At 73.0% G+C, this 23985-nt stretch carries 19 protein-coding genes; 11 read left to right on the forward strand and 8 right to left on the reverse strand.

Annotated features, from left to right (window positions below; all coding sequences use genetic code 11):
- Positions 1-79: 79 nt before the first annotated feature.
- From ABZ810_RS31330 to ABZ810_RS31340, 3 genes are all read left to right on the forward strand, one after another.
- Positions 80-436 (forward strand): YciI family protein, encoded by a 357-nt coding sequence (locus ABZ810_RS31330; RefSeq protein ID WP_358409451.1) that lies wholly within the window; start codon positions 80-82, stop codon positions 434-436.
- A gap of 78 nt (positions 437-514) precedes the next feature.
- Positions 515-1705 (forward strand): RNA polymerase sigma factor, encoded by a 1191-nt coding sequence (locus tag ABZ810_RS31335; protein ID WP_358409537.1) that lies wholly within the window; start codon positions 515-517, stop codon positions 1703-1705.
- 369 nt (positions 1706-2074) lie between these two features.
- On the forward strand, positions 2075-2665 hold the full coding sequence (locus tag ABZ810_RS31340; protein ID WP_358409453.1) for a dihydrofolate reductase family protein: 591 nt from the start codon (positions 2075-2077) through the stop codon (positions 2663-2665).
- A 32-nt stretch (positions 2666-2697) separates the two neighbouring features.
- Here ABZ810_RS31340 and ABZ810_RS31345 read toward each other — a convergent pair whose 3' ends face one another.
- Both ABZ810_RS31345 and ABZ810_RS31350 read right to left on the reverse strand, forming a co-directional pair.
- A complete protein-coding gene (locus ABZ810_RS31345) occupies positions 2698-5859 on the reverse strand; it encodes a BTAD domain-containing putative transcriptional regulator (protein ID WP_358409455.1) in 3162 nt (1053 codons plus the stop codon).
- A 247-nt stretch (positions 5860-6106) separates the two neighbouring features.
- The gene (locus tag ABZ810_RS31350; protein ID WP_358409456.1) at positions 6107-6778 is read right to left on the reverse strand and encodes a TetR/AcrR family transcriptional regulator C-terminal domain-containing protein; all 672 of its coding nucleotides are present in this window, start codon (positions 6776-6778) and stop codon (positions 6107-6109) included.
- 146 nt (positions 6779-6924) lie between these two features.
- Between ABZ810_RS31350 and ABZ810_RS31355 the strand changes: the two genes are divergently transcribed.
- From ABZ810_RS31355 to ABZ810_RS31365, 3 genes are all read left to right on the forward strand, one after another.
- Complete coding sequence (locus tag ABZ810_RS31355) at positions 6925-7443, forward strand: hypothetical protein (RefSeq protein ID WP_358409458.1); 519 nt, start codon at positions 6925-6927, stop codon at positions 7441-7443.
- A gap of 199 nt (positions 7444-7642) precedes the next feature.
- Positions 7643-9424, forward strand: coding sequence for a hypothetical protein (locus ABZ810_RS31360; protein ID WP_358409460.1), 1782 nt, complete (start codon positions 7643-7645; stop codon positions 9422-9424).
- The gene (locus ABZ810_RS31365; RefSeq protein WP_358409461.1) at positions 9421-11622 is read left to right on the forward strand and encodes a hypothetical protein; all 2202 of its coding nucleotides are present in this window, start codon (positions 9421-9423) and stop codon (positions 11620-11622) included. The genes ABZ810_RS31360 and ABZ810_RS31365 overlap by 4 nt, the downstream gene beginning before the upstream one ends.
- Positions 11623-11696: 74 nt before the next feature.
- On the opposite strand, the gene tesB is transcribed toward ABZ810_RS31365, so the two are convergent.
- Both tesB and ABZ810_RS31375 read right to left on the reverse strand, forming a co-directional pair.
- Positions 11697-12560, reverse strand: a complete 864-nt coding sequence (tesB, locus tag ABZ810_RS31370) for an acyl-CoA thioesterase II (protein ID WP_358409463.1) — start codon at positions 12558-12560, stop codon at positions 11697-11699.
- Between the two features lie 64 nt (positions 12561-12624).
- The gene (locus tag ABZ810_RS31375; protein WP_358409465.1) at positions 12625-14700 is read right to left on the reverse strand and encodes an ATP-dependent DNA helicase UvrD2; all 2076 of its coding nucleotides are present in this window, start codon (positions 14698-14700) and stop codon (positions 12625-12627) included.
- A 138-nt stretch (positions 14701-14838) separates the two neighbouring features.
- On the opposite strand from ABZ810_RS31375, the gene ABZ810_RS31380 reads away from it, so the two are divergent.
- Complete coding sequence (locus ABZ810_RS31380; protein WP_358409467.1) at positions 14839-15126, forward strand: mycoredoxin; 288 nt, start codon at positions 14839-14841, stop codon at positions 15124-15126.
- A gap of 106 nt (positions 15127-15232) precedes the next feature.
- Here ABZ810_RS31380 and nudC read toward each other — a convergent pair whose 3' ends face one another.
- Together nudC and ABZ810_RS31390 are read right to left on the reverse strand one after the other, a co-directional pair.
- Positions 15233-16138, reverse strand: coding sequence for an NAD(+) diphosphatase (gene nudC / locus ABZ810_RS31385; protein ID WP_358409469.1), 906 nt, complete (start codon positions 16136-16138; stop codon positions 15233-15235).
- Between the two features lie 8 nt (positions 16139-16146).
- The gene (locus tag ABZ810_RS31390) at positions 16147-17529 is read right to left on the reverse strand and encodes a dipeptidase (protein WP_358409471.1); all 1383 of its coding nucleotides are present in this window, start codon (positions 17527-17529) and stop codon (positions 16147-16149) included.
- Between the two features lie 69 nt (positions 17530-17598).
- Here ABZ810_RS31390 and ABZ810_RS31395 point away from each other — a divergent pair, with 69 nt between their 5' ends.
- Positions 17599-17919 (forward strand): DUF4031 domain-containing protein, encoded by a 321-nt coding sequence (locus ABZ810_RS31395; protein ID WP_358409472.1) that lies wholly within the window; start codon positions 17599-17601, stop codon positions 17917-17919.
- On the opposite strand, the gene ABZ810_RS31400 is transcribed toward ABZ810_RS31395, so the two are convergent.
- The gene (locus tag ABZ810_RS31400; RefSeq protein ID WP_358409474.1) at positions 17900-18508 is read right to left on the reverse strand and encodes a metal-dependent phosphohydrolase; all 609 of its coding nucleotides are present in this window, start codon (positions 18506-18508) and stop codon (positions 17900-17902) included. The genes ABZ810_RS31395 and ABZ810_RS31400 overlap by 20 nt on opposite strands.
- 134 nt (positions 18509-18642) lie before the next feature.
- Between ABZ810_RS31400 and ABZ810_RS31405 the strand changes: the two genes are divergently transcribed.
- Genes ABZ810_RS31405 through ABZ810_RS31415 form a run of 3 tightly spaced genes read left to right on the forward strand, consistent with a single transcriptional unit; the run spans position 18643 to position 22996 of the window.
- Positions 18643-19806: a siderophore biosynthesis protein gene (locus ABZ810_RS31405; RefSeq protein ID WP_358409476.1), complete on the forward strand. Its 1164-nt coding sequence runs from the start codon at positions 18643-18645 to the stop codon at positions 19804-19806.
- Positions 19803-21392 carry an IucA/IucC family protein gene (locus ABZ810_RS31410; RefSeq protein WP_358409478.1) on the forward strand — a complete coding sequence of 530 codons (1590 nt, stop codon included), beginning with the start codon at positions 19803-19805 and terminating at the stop codon, positions 21390-21392. The genes ABZ810_RS31405 and ABZ810_RS31410 overlap by 4 nt, the downstream gene beginning before the upstream one ends.
- Complete coding sequence (locus tag ABZ810_RS31415) at positions 21383-22996, forward strand: IucA/IucC family protein (protein ID WP_358409479.1); 1614 nt, start codon at positions 21383-21385, stop codon at positions 22994-22996. The genes ABZ810_RS31410 and ABZ810_RS31415 overlap by 10 nt, the downstream gene beginning before the upstream one ends.
- On the opposite strand, the gene htpX is transcribed toward ABZ810_RS31415, so the two are convergent.
- A complete protein-coding gene (gene htpX, locus ABZ810_RS31420; protein WP_358409481.1) occupies positions 22989-23852 on the reverse strand; it encodes a zinc metalloprotease HtpX in 864 nt (287 codons plus the stop codon). The two genes, ABZ810_RS31415 and htpX, sit on opposite strands and share 8 nt — an antisense overlap.
- Positions 23853-23985: the final 133 nt, after the last annotated feature.

Genomic DNA, 23985 nt, shown 5'->3' on the forward strand with positions numbered 1-23985 from the left:
GGGTGTCGATCCGGGTCGTGCTCGTTCGACGCAGGGGTGAGAGGCGGGGAAGGGTCCCGCCCGGACACGAGGAGAGAGCATGCCGCGGTTCCTGACGATGATCCGTCTCGAGGAGAACACCGTGAACGCGGAGGACCGGGACGAGGGCTTCGACGAGCGCATGGGCGCGCTGTACGAGGAGATCACCAAGGCCGGGGTGATGCTCGACACCGGCGGACTGCTGCCCACCGCGGAGGGCACCCGGCTGACCTGGTCCGGCGGCAAGATCGATTACACCGACGGGCCGTTCACCGAGACCAAGGAGGTCATCGCCGGCTACTCGATCAGCCAGTGCAAGGACAAGGCCGAGGCGCTGGAGTGGACCCGGCGTTTCCTCGAGGTGCACCCGGCCGGCTGGACCATCACCGCCGAGGTGCGGGAGATCGAGGAGGGCTGACCTGCTTGCCCGCGCCCCGCACGGCTGCTCTGATGTGTGGTCGTGACGACGCAGAGCACGGTCGAGGCGGTCTTCCGGATGGAGTCCGCGCGGATCATCGCCGGGGTCGCCCGCATCGTGCGGGACGTGGGCATCGCCGAGGAGCTGGCGCAGGACGCCCTGGTCGCGGCCCTGGAGCAGTGGCCGGAGTCAGGCATCCCGGACAAGCCGGGTGCCTGGCTCATGGCCACGGCCAAGCACCGCGCGATCGACCTCGTCCGGCGCAAGGAGACCTACGCGCGCAAGCTCGCCGAGGTCGGGCGGACGCTGGAGGACGCGCCGCCGCCGGAGCCCGCGGAGCCGGACGCCATCGACGACGACCTGCTGCGGCTGATCTTCACCGCCTGCCATCCGCTGCTGTCGGCCGAGGCCCGCGCCGCGCTCACGCTGCGGCTGCTGGGCGGGCTGACGACCGAGGAGATCGCGCGGGCCTTCCTGGTCGCCGAGAGCACCGTCGCGCAGCGCGTCGTGCGGGCGAAGCGGGCGCTGGCCAAGGCGGGCGTGCCGTTCGAGGTGCCGTACGGGGCCGACCGGGCCGAACGCCTGTCGTCGGTGCTCGAGGTCATCTACCTGATCTTCAATGAGGGCTACTCCGCGACGGCCGGCGACGACCTCGTCCGCCCTGCGCTCTGCGAGGACGCGCTGCGCCTCGCCCGCGTCCTGCAAGGCCTGATGCCCGGCGAGCCGGAGGTCCACGGGCTGGCCGCGCTGCTGGAGATCCAGGCGTCCCGCATGGCGACCCGTACCGGCCCGGACGGCGAGCCGGTGCTGCTCGCCGACCAGAACCGCGCCCGCTGGAACCGCGCCCTGATCCTGCGCGGCATGGGGGCGCTCAAGCGGGCGGGCACCGGACCGTACTCCGTCCAGGCCGCGATCGCCGCCTGCCACGCGCGGGCCGTCCGCTACGACGACACCGACTGGGCGACGATCGCCAAGCTGTACGGGCGGCTGCTGGCGCTGACCCCGTCGCCGGTGGTCGAGCTCAACCGGGCCGTCGCCGTCTCGATGGCGGACGGCCCGGCGGCGGGCCTCGACCTGGTGGACGCGCTGGCCGAGGCGCCCGGCATGGACGCCTACCACCTGCTCCCGAGCGTCCGCGGCGACCTGCTCGAACGGCTGGGCCGGACGGGCGAGGCACGCGCGGAGTACGAGCGCGCCGCCTCCCTCACCCGCAACGCCCGCGAACGCGCCCTCCTCCTCGAACGAGCCGCCCGCACCCGCGGCAGCTGACCCCAGCGCCCGCACACCTCCGCCCCGCACGCGCCCGCCCCACACACCTCCACCCCGCACACCTCCACCCCGCACGCCCCCGCCCCACACACCTCCACCCCGCGCGCCCCCGCCCCACACACCTCCATCCCACACACCTCCGCCCCGCACGCGCCCGCCCCACACACCTCCGCCCCGCGCGCCCCCGCTCCGCACGCCTCCGCCCTCGCGCCCCGCACAGCGGCGCGCGACATGCTCACCTCAGGCGGCGCTGAACGTGCTCCGGGGGGCGCCGACGGCGACCTGAAGGTCGCCCGCCGGAACCTGAAGGTATCCGTAAGGGTGCCCCGGCAGGCTCTAGGTCATGAGGAGGGCGGCACGGAGCCGCCGTTGAAGGACCTTGAGGAGCAGACGATGCGCAAGCTGATCGAGTCGACGTTCGTGTCCCTGGACGGGATCATCGACGACACCCGCCCGTCCACCGCCTCGCGGGCCGAGCCGCAGCACTGGGGCCAGCCGTACTGGGACGAGGACCACAACGGCTACGCCGCCAAGCTGTCGGCCGAGGCGGACGCCATGCTGCTCGGCCGGGTGACCTACGAGGGCTTCGCCGAGGCCTGGTCGGCACAGGAGGGCGAGGCCGCCGACCACATGAACAACATGCCGAAGTACGTGGCGTCGCGGACGCTGACCGAGGCCACCTGGAACGCCACCCTCATCAAGGGCGACGTGGCCGAGGAGGTCGCCAAGATCAAGGAGCAGCCGGGCCGGAACATCATCAAGTGGGGCACCGGTGAGCTCGACCGCACCCTGGTCGAGCACGGCCTGGTCGACGAGTTCCACTTCTGGTACTTCCCGGTCATCGTCGGCGCCGGCAAGCACCTCTTCGAGGGCGCCGGGTTCGACACCACCCACCTCAAGCTGGCGGACGTCAACCGGTTCGACTCGGGGATCGTCGTCCACATCTACGTCCCCAAGTAAACCCGCGCCGGGTAAGGCGATGTGTCTCCCGTTCAGGCCAGGTCCCCGTCCAGCAGGGACCTGGCCTCTTCGGGCGTGAGCTTGCCGCCGTACGCGAAGTGGTCGTGGAAGTCCGGCCCGGCGGCCCGGACGGCGACGGTGATGCGTTCGACCTCGTGACGGTCGGAGGCGGACAGGTTCCGCTCCTGCGCCGTCTCGGCCGCGCCGAGCAGGCGCGCGGCCAGGCTCGCGCGTCCGTCCAGCAGCAGCGCGGCGGCCATGCCCGTCAGTACCCAGGCCATGCCCTGGGTGGACTTCTGCTCGCGGTAGAGGTCGAACACCTCCCGTTGCAGGGCCAGCGCCTCGTCCGCGTCTCCCTGCCGCGCGGCCAGCAGGCCCAGCTCCGCCAGGACCATCGTCAGGTACGGCGGGTGGCCGCCGTCGGTCTGCTGCGACCGGGCGGTGGCCAGCAGCCAGCGCAGGTGCCGCGCGGCCGCCTCGAGGTCGCCGCCGCGGTGGGCGGCGAAGGCCAGGCTGATCGTGGCGAAGACCTCGCCCGTGCGCTCGCCCTGCTCGGCGGTCAGGCGCCGCGCCCGCTCCGCGTGCTCCCGCGCCTCCGCATGGTCGCCGTTCTGGAACGAGATCCAGGCGAGCCAGGACACCATCCCGGCGACGCTCGACCACAGGCCCAGCTCTTCGGCGATCCGCAGGCCCTCCCGGCTCAGCCGGGCCCCCTCCGCCCGGTCGCCGGTCATGTCCGCCAGCCCGACGAGCCACTCGGTGGCCTGGAGCACGCCCCAGTCGTCGCCCAGCGCGCCGAACAGCTCGGCGCCGCGGCGGGCGTCGCGTTCCAGCGCCTCCAGGTCGCCGCGCATGTGGCCGAGCATGGCCCGGGTGCTCAGGACCGCGGCCTCGCCCCACCGGTCACCGCTCCGCCGGAACGTGTCGAGGGCGCCGGTGAGCAGGGCGACCGTGGCGGTCTCGTCGCCGAAGTCGATGATCGCCGTGGCCAGGAACCACTCCGTTCGGGCCCGTTCGACCGGGTCGGCCGGCTCCGCGGAGCCGCGCAGCACCTCGGCCGCGTGTTCCGGCCCGGCCTGCCCCTGCCGGATCTCCAGGCCCGCGTGCCAGGCCTCGGCCATGCTCCGCAGCGCGGCCGGCGCGTGCCCCGGGACCGCGAGCGCCTCGGCCAGCGCCCGGCGCGCCTCGGTGAGCCGGCCGCGCAGCACCCGGTACCAGACCAGCGCGCAGGCCAGCCGCAGCGCCGGTTCGGCCGCCTCCTCCCGCCGGAACGTGTCGTGGGCGGCCCGCAGGTTCGCCGACTCGGCGTCCAGCCGGCGCAGCGCCTCCCGCTGCCCCGCGCCGCGCAGCCGCGGATCGGTCTCCTCCGCCAGGGCCAGATAGTGGCCGGCGTGACGGCGCCGCAGCTCCGCCTCCTCGCCCTCCTCGCGCAGCCGGTCGAGGCAGTACGCGAAGACCGACTCCAGCAGCCGGAACCGCGTTCCCTCGCCGCGCACCACCAGCGACCGGTCGACGAGCCCGGCCAGCAGGTCGAGGACGTCGTCACCGCCGCACACCGCCTCGGCCGCCGCCAGCGTGCAGCCGCCCGAGTGCACGGCCAGCCGCCGCAACACCGCGCGTTCGGGCTCGCTCAGCAGCCGCCAGCTCCAGTCGATCACCGCGGCCAGCGTGCGCTGCCGGGCGGGCGCGTCGCGCGGCCCGGTCCCCAGCAGCCCGAACCGGTCGCCGGGCACCCGCAACCGCGCGGCCAGCTCGGTCACGCCCAGAGCGGGGGCCCTGGTCGCGGCCAGCTCCAGCGCCAGCGGAATGCCGTCCAGCCGCCGGCACACCTCGGCGACCTCGCCGACGACACCCGGTTCGGCGGCGAGCCCGGCCCGTTCCAGGAACAGCCGTACGGCGGCGGACCGCGCCAGCCTGCCCGGATCGTCCGTCTCCGGAACGTCCAGCGGCGGCACGTCCCACCGGACCTCGCCCCGCAACCTCAGCGGCTCGCGGCTCGTGGCCAGCACCCGCAGGCCGGGCGCGACCGCCAGCAGCTCCCCCGCCAGCCCGGCGACCGGCTCGGCCACGTGCTCGCAGTTGTCCAGCACCAGCAACATCCGCCGTTCGCGGAGCACCGCGGCCAGCCGTTCCCCGGCCCGCTCCACCGCGCCGGGCGCCTCCGGTACGGCCAGGACGGCCAGCACCACGTCGGCCGGATCGCCGGTCCCGTCCCAGGTGGTCAGGTCGACGAGCCACACGCCGTCGGGGTACGTCTCGGCCAGTGACCGCGCGACCGCGAGGGCGACCGTCGTCTTGCCGACGCCGCCGGGCCCGGTGAGCGTCACCAGCCGCCCCGACTCCAGCAGCTCCCGCCCCCGCTGGACGGCGTGGTCGCGCCCGATCAGCTCGGTGACCGGCGCCGGCAGGTTGGTGACGGGCCGGAACCGCGCGGTCGCCTCCGGCGCCCCCTCCCCCGGGTCGCCGGACAGGATCGCCTGATGCAGCGCCGCCAGCTCGGGCCCCGGATCGAGCCCCGTCTCCTCGGCGAGGCTCCGCCGCAGCTCCTGGTAACTGTCGAGCGCCTCCCCCGTCCGTCCCGCCCGGTGCAGGGCCCGCATGTGAGCCGCCCGCAGCCGTTCCCGGTACGGGTGAGCGCTCACCCGCTCGCCGAGCTCACCGACCAGCTCGTGGTGCTCGCCCAGCTCCAGCCTGGCCTCGGCGTGCGCCTCGACCGCCGCCAGCCGCTGCTCCTCCCACCGCGCCACGGCCGGCCGCGCGAACTCCTCGTCCGCGAAGTCGGCCAGCGCGGGCCCGCGCCACAACCCCAGCGCCTCGGCCAGCAGCCCGGCCCTGGTCCGCGCGTCGCCCGCCGCCTGCGCCTGCCCGGCCAGCACGGCGAACCGTTCGGCGTCCACGTTCCCCGACGCCCGCAGCGCGTACCCCGGAGACTGCGACGCCACCAGATCCCGCCCGCCCGGCTCGGCCCCCTCCAGCGCCCGCCGCAGCTGCGACACCCGCACGTACAACGCCGCCGTGGGATCGGCGGGCGCCGCCTCGCCCCACAGATCCTCGACCAGCCGGTCCCCCGACACCGGGCTGCCCTCGTGCACGAGAAGGTCGGCCAGCAGCGCCCGCACCTTCCGCCCGGGAATCGTGACCGGCTCGCCCTGGTCCGTCCACACGGCCAGCGGCCCCAGCACCCCGAATCGCATGCCCCAAGGCTACGGTCCGTCGCGAAGATCCCCGAACGCCTGATCCCACCACTCCCGCGGCGCTTCCAGCCCCGACTCCCGGAACCTCCCCCGCGCCTCGGCCCGCACCTCCCGTGACAACCGCCCGGCATCCGCCGCGAGCCGCCGCAACACGCGCCGGTAGAAGAGATTCCTGGAGTCCGCGTCCTGTCGTGCTCCACCTTCGGGTCCATGGTCAGCGGCTCGAGCCCGTGCCACCGCCTCGCGGCTATCCGGGCAGCCGCCGTTCGAGCCCTTCCAGCAGGGCCTGGAGGCCGAACTCGAAGCCCTGCTCGGGCCCGGCGGCGTAGTCGGTCGCGGCGGGGGTCTCCAAACGTTCGCGCAGCCGCGGGTGTCCCATGGCGATCTCCTGCGCTCTCGCCATCGAGTCCTTGACCTGCTGTTCCGCGGACTCGTCCCCGTCAAGGCGCCGGGCCAGCGACGCACCGGCCGCGACGCCCGCCGCGTTCCCGAGCACGTACGTGAACACCGCCGCGGCGGCCTGGTCCGCCAGCGCGCCCTCGAAGCCCGCGGCCTCGTAGACGGCGAGCTGGTGGTCGTCGTGCCGGGCCTTGCCCTCTCCGTAGACCACATGACCGGCGAACACCTGCACCAGCCAGGGGTGCCGGGTGAACATCCCGTACAGGTCGGTGGCCATTCCGGTGGCCGCGGCCCGCCAGCCGACCGCGTCCGGGTCGGGCAGGGTGAGCTCGCCCCAGACCAGGTCGGTGGCCAGCAGGACCAGGTTGTCCTTGCTCTTCACGTGCCAGTAGACGGCGGTGGCGGCCGAGTCGAGCCGCTTGCCCAGGGCGCGCATGTTGAGGCCTTCGAGGCCCTCCTCGTCCAGGAGCTCGACGGCGGTCCGGACGATCTGGTCTCGGGTGAGGGTGTCGCGTGGCATGACCCCACCGTACGACCCCTCTTGCACAGTGTTCAAGAAGGCACTTGCACAGCGTTCAAGAAAGTACTTGCACAGCGTTCAAGTCGTGGGTTACCGTTCACGGCATCAGCCACTTGAACTAAGTGCAAGGCCGAAGGAGAACCGTCGTGAACACCCTCGCCGCCGTCATGCAGCTGCTGGTCGCCGCCGCCTTCGTCAGCATCCCGATCGTCCGCCACCGCTTCGGCCCCGCCGCCAAGGCCGCCGCGGTCGCCGAGCTCCGCCGCCAGAACGTCCGCCCCGAGGTGCTGGAGGAGAACAGGCTGCGCTTCGACGCCGGCGGCCACGAGACCGCCGCCCCCGCCGCCGTCGCCGCGATCATGATCGCCGTCGCCGCCCTCAACCTCGCCGGCGCCGGCCTGGCCCAACCGCTGACCTGGATCTTCTCCTCGCTCGTCATCCTGATGAACGTGGTGATCGTCTACAGCAACCTCACCGCGGTGAAGTCCGTCCAGGCCGCCTTCCGCCGCAAGGGCGACCCGGAGCTGGCCCGCGTCGAGGTCGCCCCTTTCCTCGAGGCCGCCGAGGGCGCCTTCCCCGGCTGGGTCCGCGCCCAGACCTACGTCCGCAACACCATCGTCTTCGCCGGCTCCGCCATCGCCCTCATCGCCGTCACCCTCACCTGACCCGCCACACCGGCCTCTCACGAGGATTGAGCCTCAGTCCTCATCCGGTCACCTGGAGACTGTCCGGGGTGCGGTGCACGGGGTATCTCAGCGAGGGCCGCCAAAGCCACCTCGGATCGCCATTGACCCGACTTCCCCTCGTCCAGGAGCACCTGAACGAGGGGGAATCCGCGAGGGTCAAGCCGTACGCAGGACGCCGATGCGAGAGGGGGCGGCGCGCCGGCTCACCGGCCGCGACGACAGGAAGGCGACCATGCCCACACCAACGACGAACTGCGGGACGGGCGAACCGCTCATCCGGCTCGGCGGCGGCGAAGCGCCGGTACTCAACTACAACCTCCCGCAGAGCGGCTGCTTCTCGGCACAGGGGTCCATCCCCCTGGGCGTCGACCCGTCCTGGTTCCGCGACGAAGTGACGGCGGAGCCGGAGGTCCACTGGTGGAAGGTGCCGGTGCCGAGCCCCGACGAGCTCGTCGACGACATCGTCAAGGGAACGCTCTCGCCGCAGCTCACGGCCCAGCTGCTCGACCCCCGCATCCCGGCGCTCCTCCAGGCGGCGGCGCCCCCCGACCAGATCGCGCGGGCGCCGCGCACCACCTCGGCCCGTCTCCCGCAACCGGCCGGGCCGGCCCGCGTCCCGGCCGCGACCAGTCCCTCGACGCGGCCCACTCGCCGCCGGGTCGCACCCAAGCCGACCTTCACGGCGTCGCACGTCGTGCGCGCCGTCGAGGACCGCCTGCGACCGATGGTCGCGACGGGCTTCAGCGGCGATCTGCAGATCAAGTTCCTGCCGCAGCCGGAGCGGCCGGTCGCCCGGCTCGCGGTGATCGAGTACTACCGCGTGTGCTCGTACCTCGGCGACTACGGCGCGGGCCGGACGTTGTCGACGACGTCGCTGTTCCCGGGCGAGTCCACGACGATCACGCTCGCCACCTACCGCGACGAGGAGACGACGGCCACGGAGTCCTCCAACATCCTCGACTCGTTCACCGAGTCCGCAGCCGACGAGATGGAGTCGCTGGTCGAGGAGCAGATCGGCACGACGATCGGAAGCACGACCTCGAACACGCAGTCGAGCACCACGGGGGGCGGTGTGAACTTCGGCGTGGGCATCGACCTCTTCGGCCTCGTCGAGCTCGGCTTCGGCGCCGAGCACAGCGGCTCGCAGACCGACGCCACGACCGTGGCGATGACGAGCGAGATCAACACCCAGGCGATCAACCACGCGCTCAGCTCGCACGTGGAGACCAGCAGCTCATCGCGGCAGGTCGAGGTCAACACGACCACGAGCGCCACCGTCAGCACCGGGGAATCGACGACCACCGTGCGCCAGATCGCGAACATCAACCACAGCCGGGTGCTGAACATCGTGTTCCGGCAGCTGCTTCAGGCCTACGACACCGTGACGTACCTCCACGACGTCAAAGTGCTGTTCTCCAACGGCTATCCGGAGTCCGTCCGGCTCATAGAGCTCGGGCAGCTCGACGACGTACTCCCGCAGCTCGTGTCCGCCAAGCACGTCGCCGCCGTGCGAAACCGGATCCTGCAGCCGTACTGCGCGGTGTTCAACTACGAGGGCCGGGCGATCCCCTTCCTCGAGAAGGTGGAGCGCGAGGCGCCGTGCGACCTGACCGGGCAGACCGAGCGCATCGTGTACATCCGCCGGCGGCCGGATCTGCGCGACGAGGTCGGGAACATCAGCGTGCCGGGCGTCATCAAGAACGTCGAGCGGTTCGTGCTGCCGACCCCGGCCGTGATCGCCGAGGCGCTGCTCGGCGGAGGCGAGGCGCTCGACTGTTACAACCAGGAGCTCCAGTCGACCACCGTCGACGCCGCCGAGCTGCAGAACCGCAAGCTCACGCAGGCGATCGGCATCGTCGGCGACATCGAGGACCCGCAGGCCCAGGCCGCCGCGTGGGCACGCATGCACAACCCGGCGCCCACCGTCGAGGAGCCGCCCGAGACCCAGCCACCGGCATGAACGGCGCCACGGGCGTGCTCGCCACGCCCGCGCTCGACACTCCGGCGGCCTCTTCCGCCGATGTGGTCCCGTCGCCGTTCGCAGCGGCGAGCGGAGGTCCGCCGCTGCTCGATCCGTCGGCGCTGCGGGCGGAGCCGACCAGCGCGGACGTGCAGGCCTGGTGGGACGCCCTCGTCGCCGCGGGGCTCGACGTCCGCCAGCCGGCGGCGCTGCTGACCCAGCTCGATGCGCTACTGGTCGCCGCCACGAGCCTCGACGGCCAGGACCTGCTCGACAATCTCGCCGCCCGCGCGGCGCTCGTCCGAGGGCTGGTCGACCACGCGCTGGTACAGCTCGGCCCCGCGCTCGAGCGGGCGGGCACCGTGGCCGGCGCCCTGCCGGTCACGTCGCCGATCGTCGACTACGTCGCCGGCCGGGAGAACCTCGTGAGCGCGGCGCTACAGTCGGCCGCCGACATCACCGTTCTCGTCCCGTTCCCGCTGTCGGCGGCCGTCTCGTCGAGCACGCGGCTGGCCGGGTTCCTGACGAGCGACGCGCCGGAGGCGCAGGCCGTCAAGGCCGCGGCGATCGAATTCGCACAGGGCGTCTACGACGGCTTCATGATGTCGGGCCTGGTCGACCCCTCCTTCGGGAACCGGTTCTACGAGCAGGCGGTCGCGAACGCGCGTGCCCTGCACGTCCTGCTGCCCACCGTCGTCGACGCCGGCCTGGCGTACGGGATCGTCATCCAGCCGCTGGTCGACGTGCTGGACCTCGTCAAGCTCGTCTTCGGTGACCTCATGGGCATAGTGAAGACGCTGCAGTTGCTGGGGTCCGCCGCGGTGGCCGATCCCACCGTCGCGCACGGCCTCGGGGTGCTGATCGGACAGCAGCAGGCGTCGTCGTTCGAGGCGTCCCTGTTCGAGGCCGGTCCGGCGACGTTCTACTTCACTCTGTCCACGGCGATCGGCGAGCTGCTCCAGAACACCGTGCTGAGCGCCACGGGTGCCGGTCTCGTCGTGGTGGTGGGCACGAAGGCGCTGCGCGCCACCAAGATCACGGCCGCGGCGGCGAAGCTGCTCGTCACCGTGGTCGAGCACCTGCCCGGCTCGGCGCCGGGACGCGAGCGACTGGTCGCCGCGCTGCGCGCCATGGCCGACGCGTTCGACAACCGCTGGCGGCTGTTGGAGGAGCTCGCCGGCGACTCGGAGGAGGTGCTCGCGGCGATCCGGCGCCTGCTGGCCCGCGATGATCTGCGCAAGCTGCTCTACGACCTCTCCGACCACGTTGAGGAGGCACGGGCCGACCTCGATCCGGCGCTTCCCGGCGGGCTCGACGCGAACCTGGCGGCCGAGATCACGGCGCGCGAGGCGCAGGTGCTCGCCGTCCTCACGCGTCTGGGAGGCATGACCGACGTCGAACTCGACGGCGTGTCGGCCTACCGCCGCATCTGGTCCGAGGACGGCCCGCCGCGCGGCATGACCAAGCCCTGGACGGACGCCCTCGGCTCGCCGGAGGGCGCCAAGGGCGGCAACCAGGACACGCGATGGTTCGACCTCCTCGACGAACCGGCCGACGGCATGCCCGGACCGCTCGAGCGGGTCGCGCCGGACCATCCTGTCGCCACGGGCCTCTGGGCGCTCCTCGGCGAGCTCGATCCCGTCACCAACGGCCGCGGCCTCTACGCCGTCCTCGTCGACTTCTGGGCCGGGGACTCCAAGACCGCCGGCGCGATCGGCAGCCTCTACGGCGCGCGAGACCTCTACCGCGAGCTCAGTCCCGGCCACCCCGACGTGCGGTTCGACTTCGAGATCACCTTCACCGGTCCCGAGGGGCGCCGCGACCTCGACGTCGTCGTCTTCCGCGGCGACGACTCCCCGCCGGATGGCGTGATGGGGTTCCTCCTGGTGGCCGAGATCAAGAACATCGTCGGCGGATTCATCAGCGATCGGCTCAAGAGCCAGATGGCACGCGACCTCGCACGGCACATCGGCGCGGGCGACGTCGATTTCGAGAAGCTGCGCTGGCTGGTGCCCGAGGACCAGCTCGCGATGCTCGAAGGGCCGCTCGGCGACGCGTTCCGCGCAGCGATCAACGACGACCGCGTCCAGGACGCCATCGCGACGTCGCCACACGACATGATCGACGTGATGACCCGGCTCGACACCGCGATCAGGAACGGCCGCCTGATCGGCTCCTTCGGCGTGAACGCGCCCTGAGCTTGCGATGTCCGCCGTGGCGGGCAGCGCTCGCACGAGGCTCCGGGGTCGCTTCTGGGCCGAGAAGACCCTGGTCAGGCGTCGGTGACGCGGACCAGGCCTTCTTGCATGACCGAGCAGACGAGGTCGCCCTCGCGGGTGAAGACCTGGCCTCTCGCAAGGCCTCGGGCGCCGCCGGCGAAAGGGGTGTCCTGGTAGTAGAGGAGCCAGTCGTCGGCACGGAAGGGGCGGTGGAACCACATCGCGTGGTCGAGGCTGGCGCCCATGGTGCGCTTGTCGCCCCAGGCCAGGCCGTGGTTGAGCAGGACCGTGTCGAGCAGCGTCATGTCGGAGGCGTACGTCATCAGGCAGACGTGCAGGGTGGGGTCGTCGGGGAGCTCGCCGTCGACCTTGAGCCAGACCTTGGACTCGGGGGTGGCCAGCGCGGGGTCCTTGGCGGCCTCCCAGGTGAGGGGGGTGGCGTGCCGGACGTCGAAGGGGCGGCGGTTGACGAACTCGGTGGCGAAACGTTCGCCGAACAGCGGGGTGAGCCGTTCGAGGGCGGGCGGCAGGCTCTCCGGGTCGGGGGTGTCGGGCATGGGGGCCTGGTGGACCGGGCCCTCCTCGACGATCTGGAACGAGGCGGAGAGGCTGAAGATGGCCTTGCCGTGCTGGATGGCCAGGACGCGGCGGGTGGTGAACGAGCGGCCGTCGCGGACCCGGTCGACCGTGTAGACGATCGGGACCGAGGGGTCGCCGGGCCGGATGAAGTAGGCGTGGAGGGAATGCACCGGCCGGTTGGGCGGCACCGTGCGGCCGGCGGCGACGAGGGCCTGGCCGGCGACCTGGCCGCCGAACACGCGCTGCTGGCGGTCTTCGGGGCTGCGCCCGCGGAAGATGTCGTTCTCGATCTGCTCGAGATCGAGGATGTCCAGCAGGTCCTTCAGCGATTCCTTCACGACGGTCAGTCTTGCAGGCCGGAGGGTGTGGCGAGGCTCTCACCCCCGCGGAACGGCGGGCCGGTCAGCCCCGGCACAGGGCCAGCACGGCCTCCCCGTACTTGTCGAGCTTGATCTTGCCCACGCCGGGGATCTGGGCGAGGTCCTCGAACGAGCCGGGATCGCGCTCGGCGATGGCCTGGAGCGTGGCGTCGGTGAAGACGACGTAGGCGGGCACGCGCTGCTCGGCGCTGACCTCGGCGCGCCAGTCCTTGAGGGCGAGGAGGAGTCCCTCGTTGAACTCGGCGGGGCAGTCTTCGCAGCGGCCCAGCTTGCGTTCGATGGCGGCGGTGAGCGGGCGGGCGCACACGCGGCAGGGTTGCGGGCCCTTGCGGCCGGTGCGCTTGGTGCGCTCGACGCGGGCCGGGGTGGGGGTCGCGGTCTTGGCCGTGAGGCCGTCGAGGAAGCGGGACGGGCGGCGGTTGCGGCGGCCGCCCGGCGACCGGGACAGGGCCCAGGAGAGCGACAGGTGCTCGCGGGCGCGGGTGACGCCGACGTAGAGGAGGCGGCGCTCCTCCTCGACCTGCTCCGGGGTCTCGGCGTAGATGATCGGAAGGGTGCCCTCGACCAGGCCGACCAGGAACACCGCGTCCCATTCGAGGCCCTTGGCGGAGTGGAGGGAGGCGAGGGTGACGCCTTCGAGGGTGGGGGCGTGCTGGGCGGCGGCGCGCTCCTCCAGCTCGGTGACGAACTCGGGCAGGCCGGCCCTCGGGTCGTCGGCCGCCATGTCCTCGGCGAGCTGGGCGAGGGCGGCGAGGGACTCCCACTTCTCGCGGGCGGCGCCGGTGCCCTCGGGCGCCTGCTCGGTGAAGCCGGCGCCCGCCAGGACGTGCCGCACCGTCAGTATCAAGCCGAGGCCGTCGGTCTCGGCGTCGGCGCCGGCACGGGCGGCGCCGCGCAGCCGGACGACCGCCTCGCGCACGGCGGGGCGGTCGAAGAAACGCTCTGCGCCGCGCAGGACGTAGGGCACGCCGGCCGCGGCGAGCGCGGACTCGTAGGTCTCGGACTGGGCGTTGATGCGGTAGAGGACGGCGATCTCGCTGGCGGGCACGCCCTCGTCGATGAGCTTGCGCGCCCGCCGCGCCATGTCGTCGGCCTCGGCGACCTCGTCGTCGTATTCGCTGAACAGCGGCTCGGGGCCGGCGCGGCGCTGGGCCACCAGCTCCAGCTTGTGGCGGCGCGCGGTCTCGCTGCGGGACTGGCCGATGACGCCGTTGGCCAGGGCGACCACCTGCGGGGTGGACCGGTAGTCGCGGACGAGCTTGACGACCTTGGCGCCGGGGTGGTCGCGGGTGAAGTCGAGCAGGTGGTCGGGGCTGGCACCGGTGAACGAGTAGATCGTCTGGTTGGGGTCGCCCACCACGCACAGGTCGTCGCGGTCGCCGAGCCAGGCGTCGAGCAGCAGCTTCTGCAGCGGGTTGACGTCCTGGAACTCGTCGACGACGAAGTAGCGGTATTGCTCGCGCACCTGGTTGGCGACGTCGCGGTTGTCGGTGAGGACGGCGACGGTCAGCTCCAGCATGCCCTCGAAGTCGAGCAGGTTGCGCTCGCGCCGCAGCTGCTCGTACATCGCGTAGACGCGGGCGACGTCGATCACGTCGGTGGGCGCCTTGCGGGCCGTGCGCGTGACGGCCGCGGCGTAGTCCTCCGGCCGGGTCTGGGTGACCTTGGCCCACTCGATCTCGGACGCGATGTCGCGCAGCTCGGTGCGGCCGAACGACAGCCGGCAGGCCCGCGCGGCGTCGGCGACCACCGGGATCTTGGACTCGATGATCTTGGGAGGCTCGCCGCCGATGACGCGCGGCCAGAAGTACGACAGCTGCCGCAGCGCCGCCGCGTGGAAGGTGCGCGCCTGCACGCCGGGCGCGCCGAGGGCGCGCAGCCGCCCGCGCAGCTCGCCCGCGGCGCGGGTGGTGAACGTCACGGCCAGCACGCGCTGCGGCGCGACGACGCCGGTCAGCGTGGCGTACGCGATGCGATGGGTGATCGCCCGGGTCTTGCCCGTGCCCGCGCCCGCCAGCACGCAGACCGGCCCCTGGACCGCCTCGGCGACGGCCCGCTGGTCCGGGTCGAGCCCCTCCAGAACCCCCTCAGCCTCCATGGCCCCATCCTTGCAGCAGCGGGCGACGGAATCGGCCCACCGCACCAACTGTGGATAACCTCTGGAATGCGACCGGGTGATCGAATGTTGTTCCGTTCGACCAGCCCCACCCGATCACGACGAGGAGACGACGCACCGATGGCGACGCCGACCACCGACCAGGCCAAGGGCCCGATCGGCCAGCTCACCATGTACACCACGACATGGTGCGGCTTCTGCCGTCGGCTCAAGAGCCAGCTGGCCCGTGACGGCATCGAGATGGCCGAGGTCGACATCGAGCGCGACCCGGCCGCGGCCGAGTTCGTGATGAGCGTCAACGGCGGCAACCAGACCGTGCCGACCGTGACCCTGGTCGACCCGACCGGTGAGAAGCACGTCCTCACCAACCCCAGCGCCAAGACCGTCAAGCGCCTCCTCGGCGTCTGACCCGCCGAGGCTCGCGGAGACCTGCAGAGGCTCGCGGAGACCTGTAGAGACTCGCGGAGACCTCAGAGACCTGCGACGGCCGTCAGAACGGCGGCATCGACGGCCGTCAGAACGGCGGCATGGAGGGCAGGTCCCCGCCGTACCACCGCATGATGAGCTGCGCCGCGATCGACAGCGGCCCGGGGGCGATGATCTCACCGGCCTCGATGGCGGCCGTCAGCTCGTCCCGGGTGAACCAGGCGGCGTCGAGGATCTCCTCCGGATCCGGCCGCAGCTCCAGGGACCCGTCGGCGCGGGCGAAGAAACCGATCATCAGGCTCTGCGGCAGCGGCCACGGCTGGCTGCCCAGGTAGCGCACGTCGCGCACGGCGAGCCCGACCTCTTCGAGCACCTCGCGCGCGACCGCCTGCTCCAGCGACTCCCCCGGCTCCACGAAGCCGGCCAGGATCGAGCGGCGGTTCTCCGGCCACTGCGGGCCGCGCGCCAGCAGGATGCGCTCGTCGTCGTCCTGGATCAGCATGATGACGGCCGGGTCGACGCGCGGGAAGTGCTCGGACCCGTCGGCCGGGCAGACGCGCATGTGCCCCGCCGCGGCGATCCGCGACGGGCCGCCGCAGCGCGGGCAGAAACGGTGCGTGGCGTGCCAGTGCTCCAGCGCGACCGCGTGCGTGAGCAGCCCGGAGCCGAGGTCGTCGAGCAGCGCCCCGACCCGGCGGATGCCCGCCTTCTCGGCGCCCTCGACCACCGGCAGTTGCCCGGCCACGGCGAAGTAGGCGACCTCGTCGTCGTCCACGCCCAGCAGGTAACGGTCGCCCTCGGGCGCCTCGCCGGGCGCGACCAGCAGCAGGCTCGGGTCGTCCAGGTGGACGAGCGCCCGCCCGCCCTCCACCACCAGCACCCGCGTCCGCGGGTCGGCCCACGCGGCCTCGATCCAGGCGTCGTCCTTTCGGCGCACGGCGGCCCGGTCGAGGGTGCCGCGCGCCAGCGCGAGCCACTGCAACGTCTCCGACATGGTGGCTCCTAACGCAGCGCGGTCGCGAACTCTTCCCACAGGTAGGCCGCGGACTCGGCGCCCTTGAGGAGCAGCGGCATCTCGACCTTCTCGTTGGGCGCGTGGATGCGGTCGTCGTTCAGCCCCACCGCCACGAAGACCAGCGGCGCCTCCAGGATCTCGGCCAGGTCGGCCTCGGGCCCGCTGCCGCCCTCGCGGGTGAACAGCACCTCCCGGCCGAACGCCCGCTCCATCGCGCGCTTGGCCGCCCGGACGCCCGCCGAGTCGATCGGCGAGAAGCAGGCCCGCACCCCGCCGCCCGGGATCCGCACCTGGCTCCGCACGCCCGGCGGGGTGTGCGCGGCGACGAACGCCTCGAACGCCTCGTGCACCGCGCCCGGCTCCTGCCCGGCCACCAGCCGGAACGAGATCTTCGCGTGCGCCTCGCGCGGGACGATCGTCTTGCCGCCGGGGCCGGTGTGGCCGCCCCACATGCCGTTGACCTCGGCGGTCGGCCGCGCCCAGATGCGCTCCAGCGTCGTGAAGCCCTTCTCGCCGTAGGCCGCGCCGCTGTTGCCCGCGGTCTTCAGCCAGGCGGCCTCGTCGAACGGCAGCCGCGCGAACAGTTCGCGCTCCTCGGCGGTCAGCGGCACCACGCCGTCGTAGAAGCCGGGCAGGGTCACGCGCCCGTCGGCGTCGTGCAGCCCGGCCAGCAGGGCCGCCATCGCGTGCAGCGGGTTGGGCACCGCGCCGCCGAACGAGCCGGAGTGCAGGTCGGTGTCCGACCCGTACAGCGAGATCTCGACCTCGGTCATGCCGCGCATGCCGGTGCACATCGACGGCACGTCGGCCGCCCACATCGTCGTGTCGCTGATGACGACCACGTCGCAGGCGAGCCGGTCGCGGCGTTCCCGCAGCAGCTCGGGGAAGTGGACCGAGCCCGACTCCTCCTCGCCCTCCACCAGCAGCTTGATCGTCACCGGCGGGGCGTCGGCGCCGGACACCGCGAGCCCGGCCCGGATGCCCAGCGTGTGGAAGAAGATCTGGCCCTTGTCGTCGGACGTGCCGCGGCCGTAGAGCCGGTCGCCCTTCTCCACCGGGGCGAACGGGTCGGTGTCCCACTCGGCGAGCGGCTCCACCGGCTGGACGTCGTGGTGCCCGTAGACGACGACCACCGGCGCGCCCGGGTCGGCGGCGGGCCACTCGGCGAAGACCGCGGGCAGCCCCGCCGTCTCCCACACCTCGACGGTCGGGAAGCCCTGCCCCTTCAGGTATCCGGCCAGCCAGTCCGCCGACCGCCGGACGTCGCCGTGGTGGGCCGGGTCTCCGGAGATCGAGGGGATCGCCAGCCATTCCTTGAGATCGGCGAAGAACCGCTCCCGGTTACCCTCGATATAAGCCGTGACGTCCACCCGTGCTCCTTTGCACATCGTTGCCCATGGCACTGTAGGGGAAGGCACCATCCAGCCCAGGAGCCCCACGTGATACTCATCGACCCCCCATTGTGGCCCGCGCGCGGGCGGGTGTGGTCTCACATGGTGAGCGATGTCTCGTATGACGAGCTGCACACGTTCGCCCGTGGCCTGGGCCTGCCGCCCCGCGCCTTCGAGCGCGACCACTACGACGTCCCGTCGCACCTCTATGACCAGGCCGTCGTCCTGGGCGCCGAGGCGGTCGGCTGCCAGGAGCTGGTCGCCCGGCTCATCCGCGCGGGCCTGCGGCACCGCAAGTTCACCGGCCCCGTCACGCCTCCGGCCGTCCACCCGGCGGCGCCGCGGGGCGTCAGGCCCTCAGGAGCATGAGCTCGGTCTCCAGGTTGAGCCGGGCCGCCGCCTCGTAGCGGTCGCGCGCCTCGGCGGTGTGGAAGAGGCGGGGCAGCTTCAGCAGCCCCGCGAGCACCTCGGCGCGTCCTGCGTTGAAGAACTCGTCGGGAACGAACGCGTACTCCTCGCGGACGGCGGCGGCGTAGGCCGCGTAGGCCTCCGGGCCCGCGCCCAGCACCGCGAGGTCGGCGTCGCACAACACCTGGCCGTTGCGGTCGGCGGCGTCGGGGGCGTGGGTCTCGGTGAGAACGACGAGCCGCATGACCTCGGCGACGCGTTCGGGGGTGAGGTCGGTGTCGGCGAGCATGCGTTCGGCGAGCCGGGCGCTGCGCTCCTCGTTGTCGGCGCGCTGCGGGTCGTAGACCGCGTCGTGGAACCAGGCCGCCAGCCGGACGGCGTCGGGGTCGGCGGCGTGCCCGGCCAGCTCGTCGACGAGGTCGAGCACGGCGGTCAGGTGCGCGCGGGTGTGGTAGCGGCGGTGCGGCTCGGCGTAGCGGGCGTCGAGCTCGGCGCCGATGTGGCGCGTCTGCGGCCCGGCCAGCGCGATCCAGCGGTCGGCGAGATCCATGGACCCATCCTGGCGGAACGCCGGACGCGGAGGGACACGCGGTGTCATCGTTCTTGCGCCCGCCATCGTGTCCGCGACGCTATGGTGGGCACTTCGAGTTAGGCAAGCCTTACCTTAAATACCGAAGGGGATGGGTGGCCGTGGCAGCCGCCTCGCTCTGTCTCGTGGCCGGCAAGGTCACCGACTCGGTGACGTACGGGTTCCTCCCGGCCGCGGCCCGGCTCGGTCTCGAGGTCACCCTCCTCACCGACCGTCCCGCCGATCATGCCGGGGTCTTCGACGGCGAGATCGTGGCCTGCGACGTCACCGACCACCGGGAGATCGTCGCACACGCCGGCCGGCCGCAGGCGATCTTCACCAACAGCGACTGGCTCCAGATGCCGGCGGCGCTGGCCGCCGACTACTTCGGGCTCCCGGGCAAGGACTGGCGCGCGGCCCTCCGCACCAAGAACAAGGCGCTCATGCGCCGCCACCTCGCCGCCCTCGACCCGGTCTTCGCGGCGGACGCCGACCTCACCGGCCTCGCCGGCCCGGACACCGTCCCCTACCCGCTGGTCCTCAAGCCGCGCGAGGGCGTGGCCAGCGAGGACGTCTTCCTGGTGCACGACGCGGACGAGCTGGCGGCCCGCCGGGCGGAGATCCGCGCGCGCCGGAGCGACCCCCTGGTCGTCGAGGAGTACCTCCCCGGCCAGCTGCACACCCTGGAGACGCTCGGCGACGGCGACGCGACGCGGGTGCTCGGGTCGTTCCGCACCCGGATCTCGCCGCCGCCCCACTTCGTCGAGGAACGCCTCGAATGGGCGCCGCCCCCGCCGGAGACCGGCCGGATCCTCGACCAGCTCGGCGCGCTGGGCGTGGGGTTCGGCGCCTGCCACACCGAGTTCGTGGTCCACGAGGGCCGGGCGCGCGTCATCGAGGTCAACTACCGGGTGATCGGCGACCACTGCGACTTCCTGATGGCCGACCTGCTGGGCGTTCCGCTGTACGAGCAGATCCTCCGCGTCCACCTGGGCGAGCCGCTCCCCCGCGAGGTGCCGCGGCCGCGCGGCTGCGCGGTCGCCGAGGTGGTGCTGGCCGACCGCGACGGGCGGCTGACCGAGGCCCCGGAGCCGACCGAGATCACCGACGGCGGCGTCCGGCTTGCCTATCGGCCGCAACGCGCCAAAGGTGACGATGTGGAGATCACTCACACCAACCGGGACTACCTCGGCACGATCCGCGCGATCGGGCCGGACGCGGCCCAGGTGGCCGCGGCCGTCGCGCGTTTCCGCGCCGCGCACACCTGGACGATCGCGTGAACGAGGGGCCGCTGGCGGCACGGGTCCTCGACACCCTGCTGCGCGAGGACTACGCGGGCATGCGGCGGTTCGTCGACACCGCCCACCGGACGCTCGACCTGCCCGGCGAGCCCGGCGCGGTGCGGCTGCGGGCCGGCGGTTTCCTCGCAGACCTGGTCGTGGACCCGGCGCAGGACCTGCGCCTCGACGACGTCTTCTCGGCCGTGCGCAGGATCGCCGACCCGCGCGACGACGTGACCGCGTTCGAGCGCGAGTGCCGGGAGGCGGCGGCGACGTTGCGGCTGCACGAGGACGCGCAGCGCGAGGTGCTGCGCCGCCTCGGGCAGGCGCCGGACGACGTGCGGCACGGGCCGGGGACGTTCTACGAGACGCTCGCCGCGTTCACCGACCACCCCGTCTATCCGACCGGGCGGTCCAGGGCCGGGCTCAGCGGCGCCGACCTGCGCCGGTACGCGCCGGAGTTCGGGCCCTCGTTCGAGCTGCGCTGGGCGGCGGTGCCGCGCCACCGGGTCACCGCGGCGGGCGTCCGGCCCGAGTGGTGGCCCCGGCCCGACGAGGTCGGCCTGACCGGAGACGACGCCGGCGACGACGGCTGCGACCTGTTCCCGGTGCACCCGCTCGCGGCGGCGGCGCTGCGCGCCGACCCGGACGTGCGCCTCGCCCCGGACCGGCACCTGCGCGTGCGGCCGACCCTGTCGATGCGGACGCTGGCGGTCACCTCGCTGACCCATCTCAAGGTGCCGCTGCCGACCAGCACGCTCGGCCTGCGCAACCGGCGCACGATCGTGCCGGGCACGCTGCCCGACGGCGCCCGCGTCGAACGCCTCCTGCACCGCGTGCTCGAACGGGAGCCGGCGCTGCCCGTCCTGCTGGCCGACGAGCAGACCTACGGGCACGCGGGCACCCCCTACCTGGGCCACCTCGTCCGGCGGTTCCCGGCCGAGACCGCCCGCGCGCACGTCGTGCCGGTCGCCGCGCTGCTGGCCGAGGACCCGGCCGGCGGGTACGTGATCGAGCGCTGGAACGTGCGGCAGGCCTTCGGCGACTACCTGGACGCCCTCCTGTCCTGGAACGTCGCCCTGTTCCGCTACGGCGTCGCGCTCGAGGCGCACCAGCAGAACGTGTCCCTCGTCCTCGACGAGCGGGAGCCGCTGAAGCTGCTGCTCAAGGACAACGACGGCGCCCTGATCGACCCGGCCCGGCTGGCCTCCGCGCTCGGCTCGACCGAGGAGCTGTGCGAGTTCAGCGACCGGCGCATGACGACGACCGACCGGGAGGCGCTCGCCCGGGTGTTCGTCACCATCACGCTGCATCTGTGCGCGGCGGCCCCGGCCTTCGGGCTGGCCGAACGCGGGCTGCTGCCGCTGCGCACCGGGCTGGCGATGATCCGGGACCGGCTCGACGCGATACTCACGCCGGCCGACGCGTTCCTGCGGGCCCGGACGCTGGACGCCGACCGGCTGCCGACCAAGGCGATGGTCACCGCCGGGACCCTGGTCGACAAGGCCCGCACCGGCGCCGCCGACATCAACAAGCACTACGGCCCGCTGGGGCCCAACTATCTCAGGGACGAACCTTGCTCCTGACAGGACGACCGCTCGGGGCCGGCGACGCCTCCGCCACCGCGCTGCTCAACTGCCTCGTCCGCGAGGTGTGCGCGCCCGAGCACCAGGTGTGGCAGGACGGTGCGCACCTGCTGGCCCGGCTCCCCCGGGTCGGCGTGATGTTGCGCGCGGCCCTCCTGCGCCCGCCCGCCGGGCCGACGTTCCGGATCGCGCCACCGTACGAGGAGCGCCGGGAGGACGCGTGGATCCCGGCGTCCTGGGACCGGCTCGCCGATCTCATCGCGGGCGAGCTGGAGCTGGCGACGGGCCGGGCCAACCCCGAGTTCCTCGGCCAGGTCACCGACGGGCACGCCGCGCTGGAGGCGATCCTGGCGGCGCGCGGCGGGGAGCCCGCGAACGGCGACCGCTACCTGGAGTCGGAGCAGTCGCTGGTGACCGGCCACCGGTTCCACCCGTCCCCCAAGGCCCGCCAGGGGGCGCCGGCCGACTGGCTGCCGTACGCGCCGGAGACGCGGTCGCGGTTCCAGCCGCGCTGGCTGGCCGTGCGCGAGGAGGTCCTGGCCGGGGAGGGCGACCCGGCGGCGTTCGCGCGGCTGGAGGCGTCCGGTCCGGCCGTGCCCGCCGGGTTCCGGCCGCTGCCGGTCCATCCCTGGCAGCTGCGCCTGCTCGCCGAGAGGCCGGCGCTGCGCCGCGCGTTCTCCCGCGACCTGGTCCGCGACCTCGGCACGGCCGGGGCGGAGGCGTTCCCGACGTCCTCGGTGCGCACCGCGTACGTGCCGGCGGCCGACACGTTCTGCAAGTTCAGCCTGGACGTGCGGATCACCAACTGCGTGCGCAAGAACGCGTGGTACGAGCTGACCGGCGCGGTCGTGCTCGACGGCCTGGTCGGCCAGGTCTTCGGGCGGCTCGACGCGACGTTCCTGGCCGAGCCCGCCTACCGCAGCGTGGCGCTGGCCGACCGGCGGCTCTACGAGGGCCTCGGCGTGATCCTGCGGCAGGGCGTGCGCGGGCTGCCCGGGACGCCACTGCTCACCGCGGCCCTGGCCGACCCGTACGGGTCGCTGCTGGGGAGCCTGCCCGCGCTCGCGACGCCGGAGGGCGCGCTGGCCTGGTGGGACGCCTACGTCCGCCATGTCGCGCCGCCCGTCCTGCACGCCTATCTGGACCACGGCGTCGTCCTCGAACCGCACCTGCAGAACGTGCTGATGTGCGTCGACGACGACGGGATGCCGGTGCACGCGGTGTTCCGCGACCTGGAGGGCACCAAGCTCGTCCAGGGCCGCCACCGGCACCTCGACGGGGTGCCGGCCCGCGTGCGTGAGGCCATGACCTACGACGCCGACCTGGGCTGGAACCGGGTCGTCTACTGCCTGCTGGTCAACCACCTCACCGAGGTCGCGGCGGCCGTCGCCGACCTGCACCCGGCCCTGGACTCGTCGTTGTGGCAGGCGGCGCGGCGGCATTTCGCCGTCGCCGACCGCCCGGAGGTGCGGGCGCTGCTGGCCGGGGTCCCGCTGCCGGCCAAGGCCAACCTGCGGGCGCGGTGGGCGCGCACGGCCGACCGCGCGTCGACCTACGTTCCGGTGCCCAACCCGTTCGCGCCGCCCGCGCCGCAGCTCAACTGATCGGCGGGCGGCGGGCCGCCGCGAGCTGCTCCAGCCGGGCGATGCGCTGCGCCATCGGCGGATGCGTGGAGAACAGGTTCGCCATGCCGCCGCCCCGGAACGGGTTGGCGATCATCAGCGAGCTGGTCGAGACGATGGAACTGTCCTGCGGGAGGGGCCGGGCCTGGGCGCCCGCCTCGATCTTCCGCAGGGCGCTCGCCAGCGCGAGCGGGTCCGAGGTGAGCTCGGCGCCGGACGCGTCCGCCTGGTACTCGCGCGTCCGCGAGATCGCCATCCGGATGATCGAGGCTGCCAGCGGCCCGAGGACCATCATCAGGACGGCGCCGAGCGGCCCGATCCCGCCGCGGTCGTTGCGGCCCCCGGCGAAGAACGCCATGTGCGCCACGTAGGTGATCACGGTCGCCAGCGCGGCGGCCACCGACGAGATCAGGATGTCGCGGTTGTAGACGTGCGACAGCTCGTGCCCGAGCACCGCGCGCAGCTCCCGCCGGTCGAGCAGCCGGAGGATGCCGCGCGTGCAGCACACCGCCGCGTTCCTGGGGTTGCGGCCGGTCGCGAACGCGTTGGGCGCCGCCGTCTCCGACACGTACAGGCGCGGCATCGGCTGACCCGCGAGCGACGCGAGCTCCCGCACCATCGCGTACAGGTCGGGCATCTCGGCCTCGTCGACCGGCCGTGCCCGCATCGACCGCAGCGCGAGCCGGTCGCTGAAGAAGTAGGCGATCCCGTTGGTGATCAGCGCGATGACGAGGGCGATGGTCAGCCCGGCGCGGCCCGCTATCAGCCACCCCAAAGCGAGCATCAGGGCGGAGAGCCCGGCGATGAGCAGCGTGGTCTTCAGCCCGTTGGCGTGCATAACCCTTTGGTCCCCACCGGGCGCGCCCCGATCGTCGGTACCGGGCCTTTCTTGACCAATCTTGTTCGACTACATATCTAGTTAAAGACCGGGTATGTCGCTGACTCGCCATGGCAACGAAGGGGAGCGGGCT

The sequence above is a fragment of the Spirillospora sp. NPDC047279 genome, assembly GCF_040643285.1.
Taxonomy (GTDB): Bacteria; Actinomycetota; Actinomycetes; order Streptosporangiales; family Streptosporangiaceae; genus Spirillospora.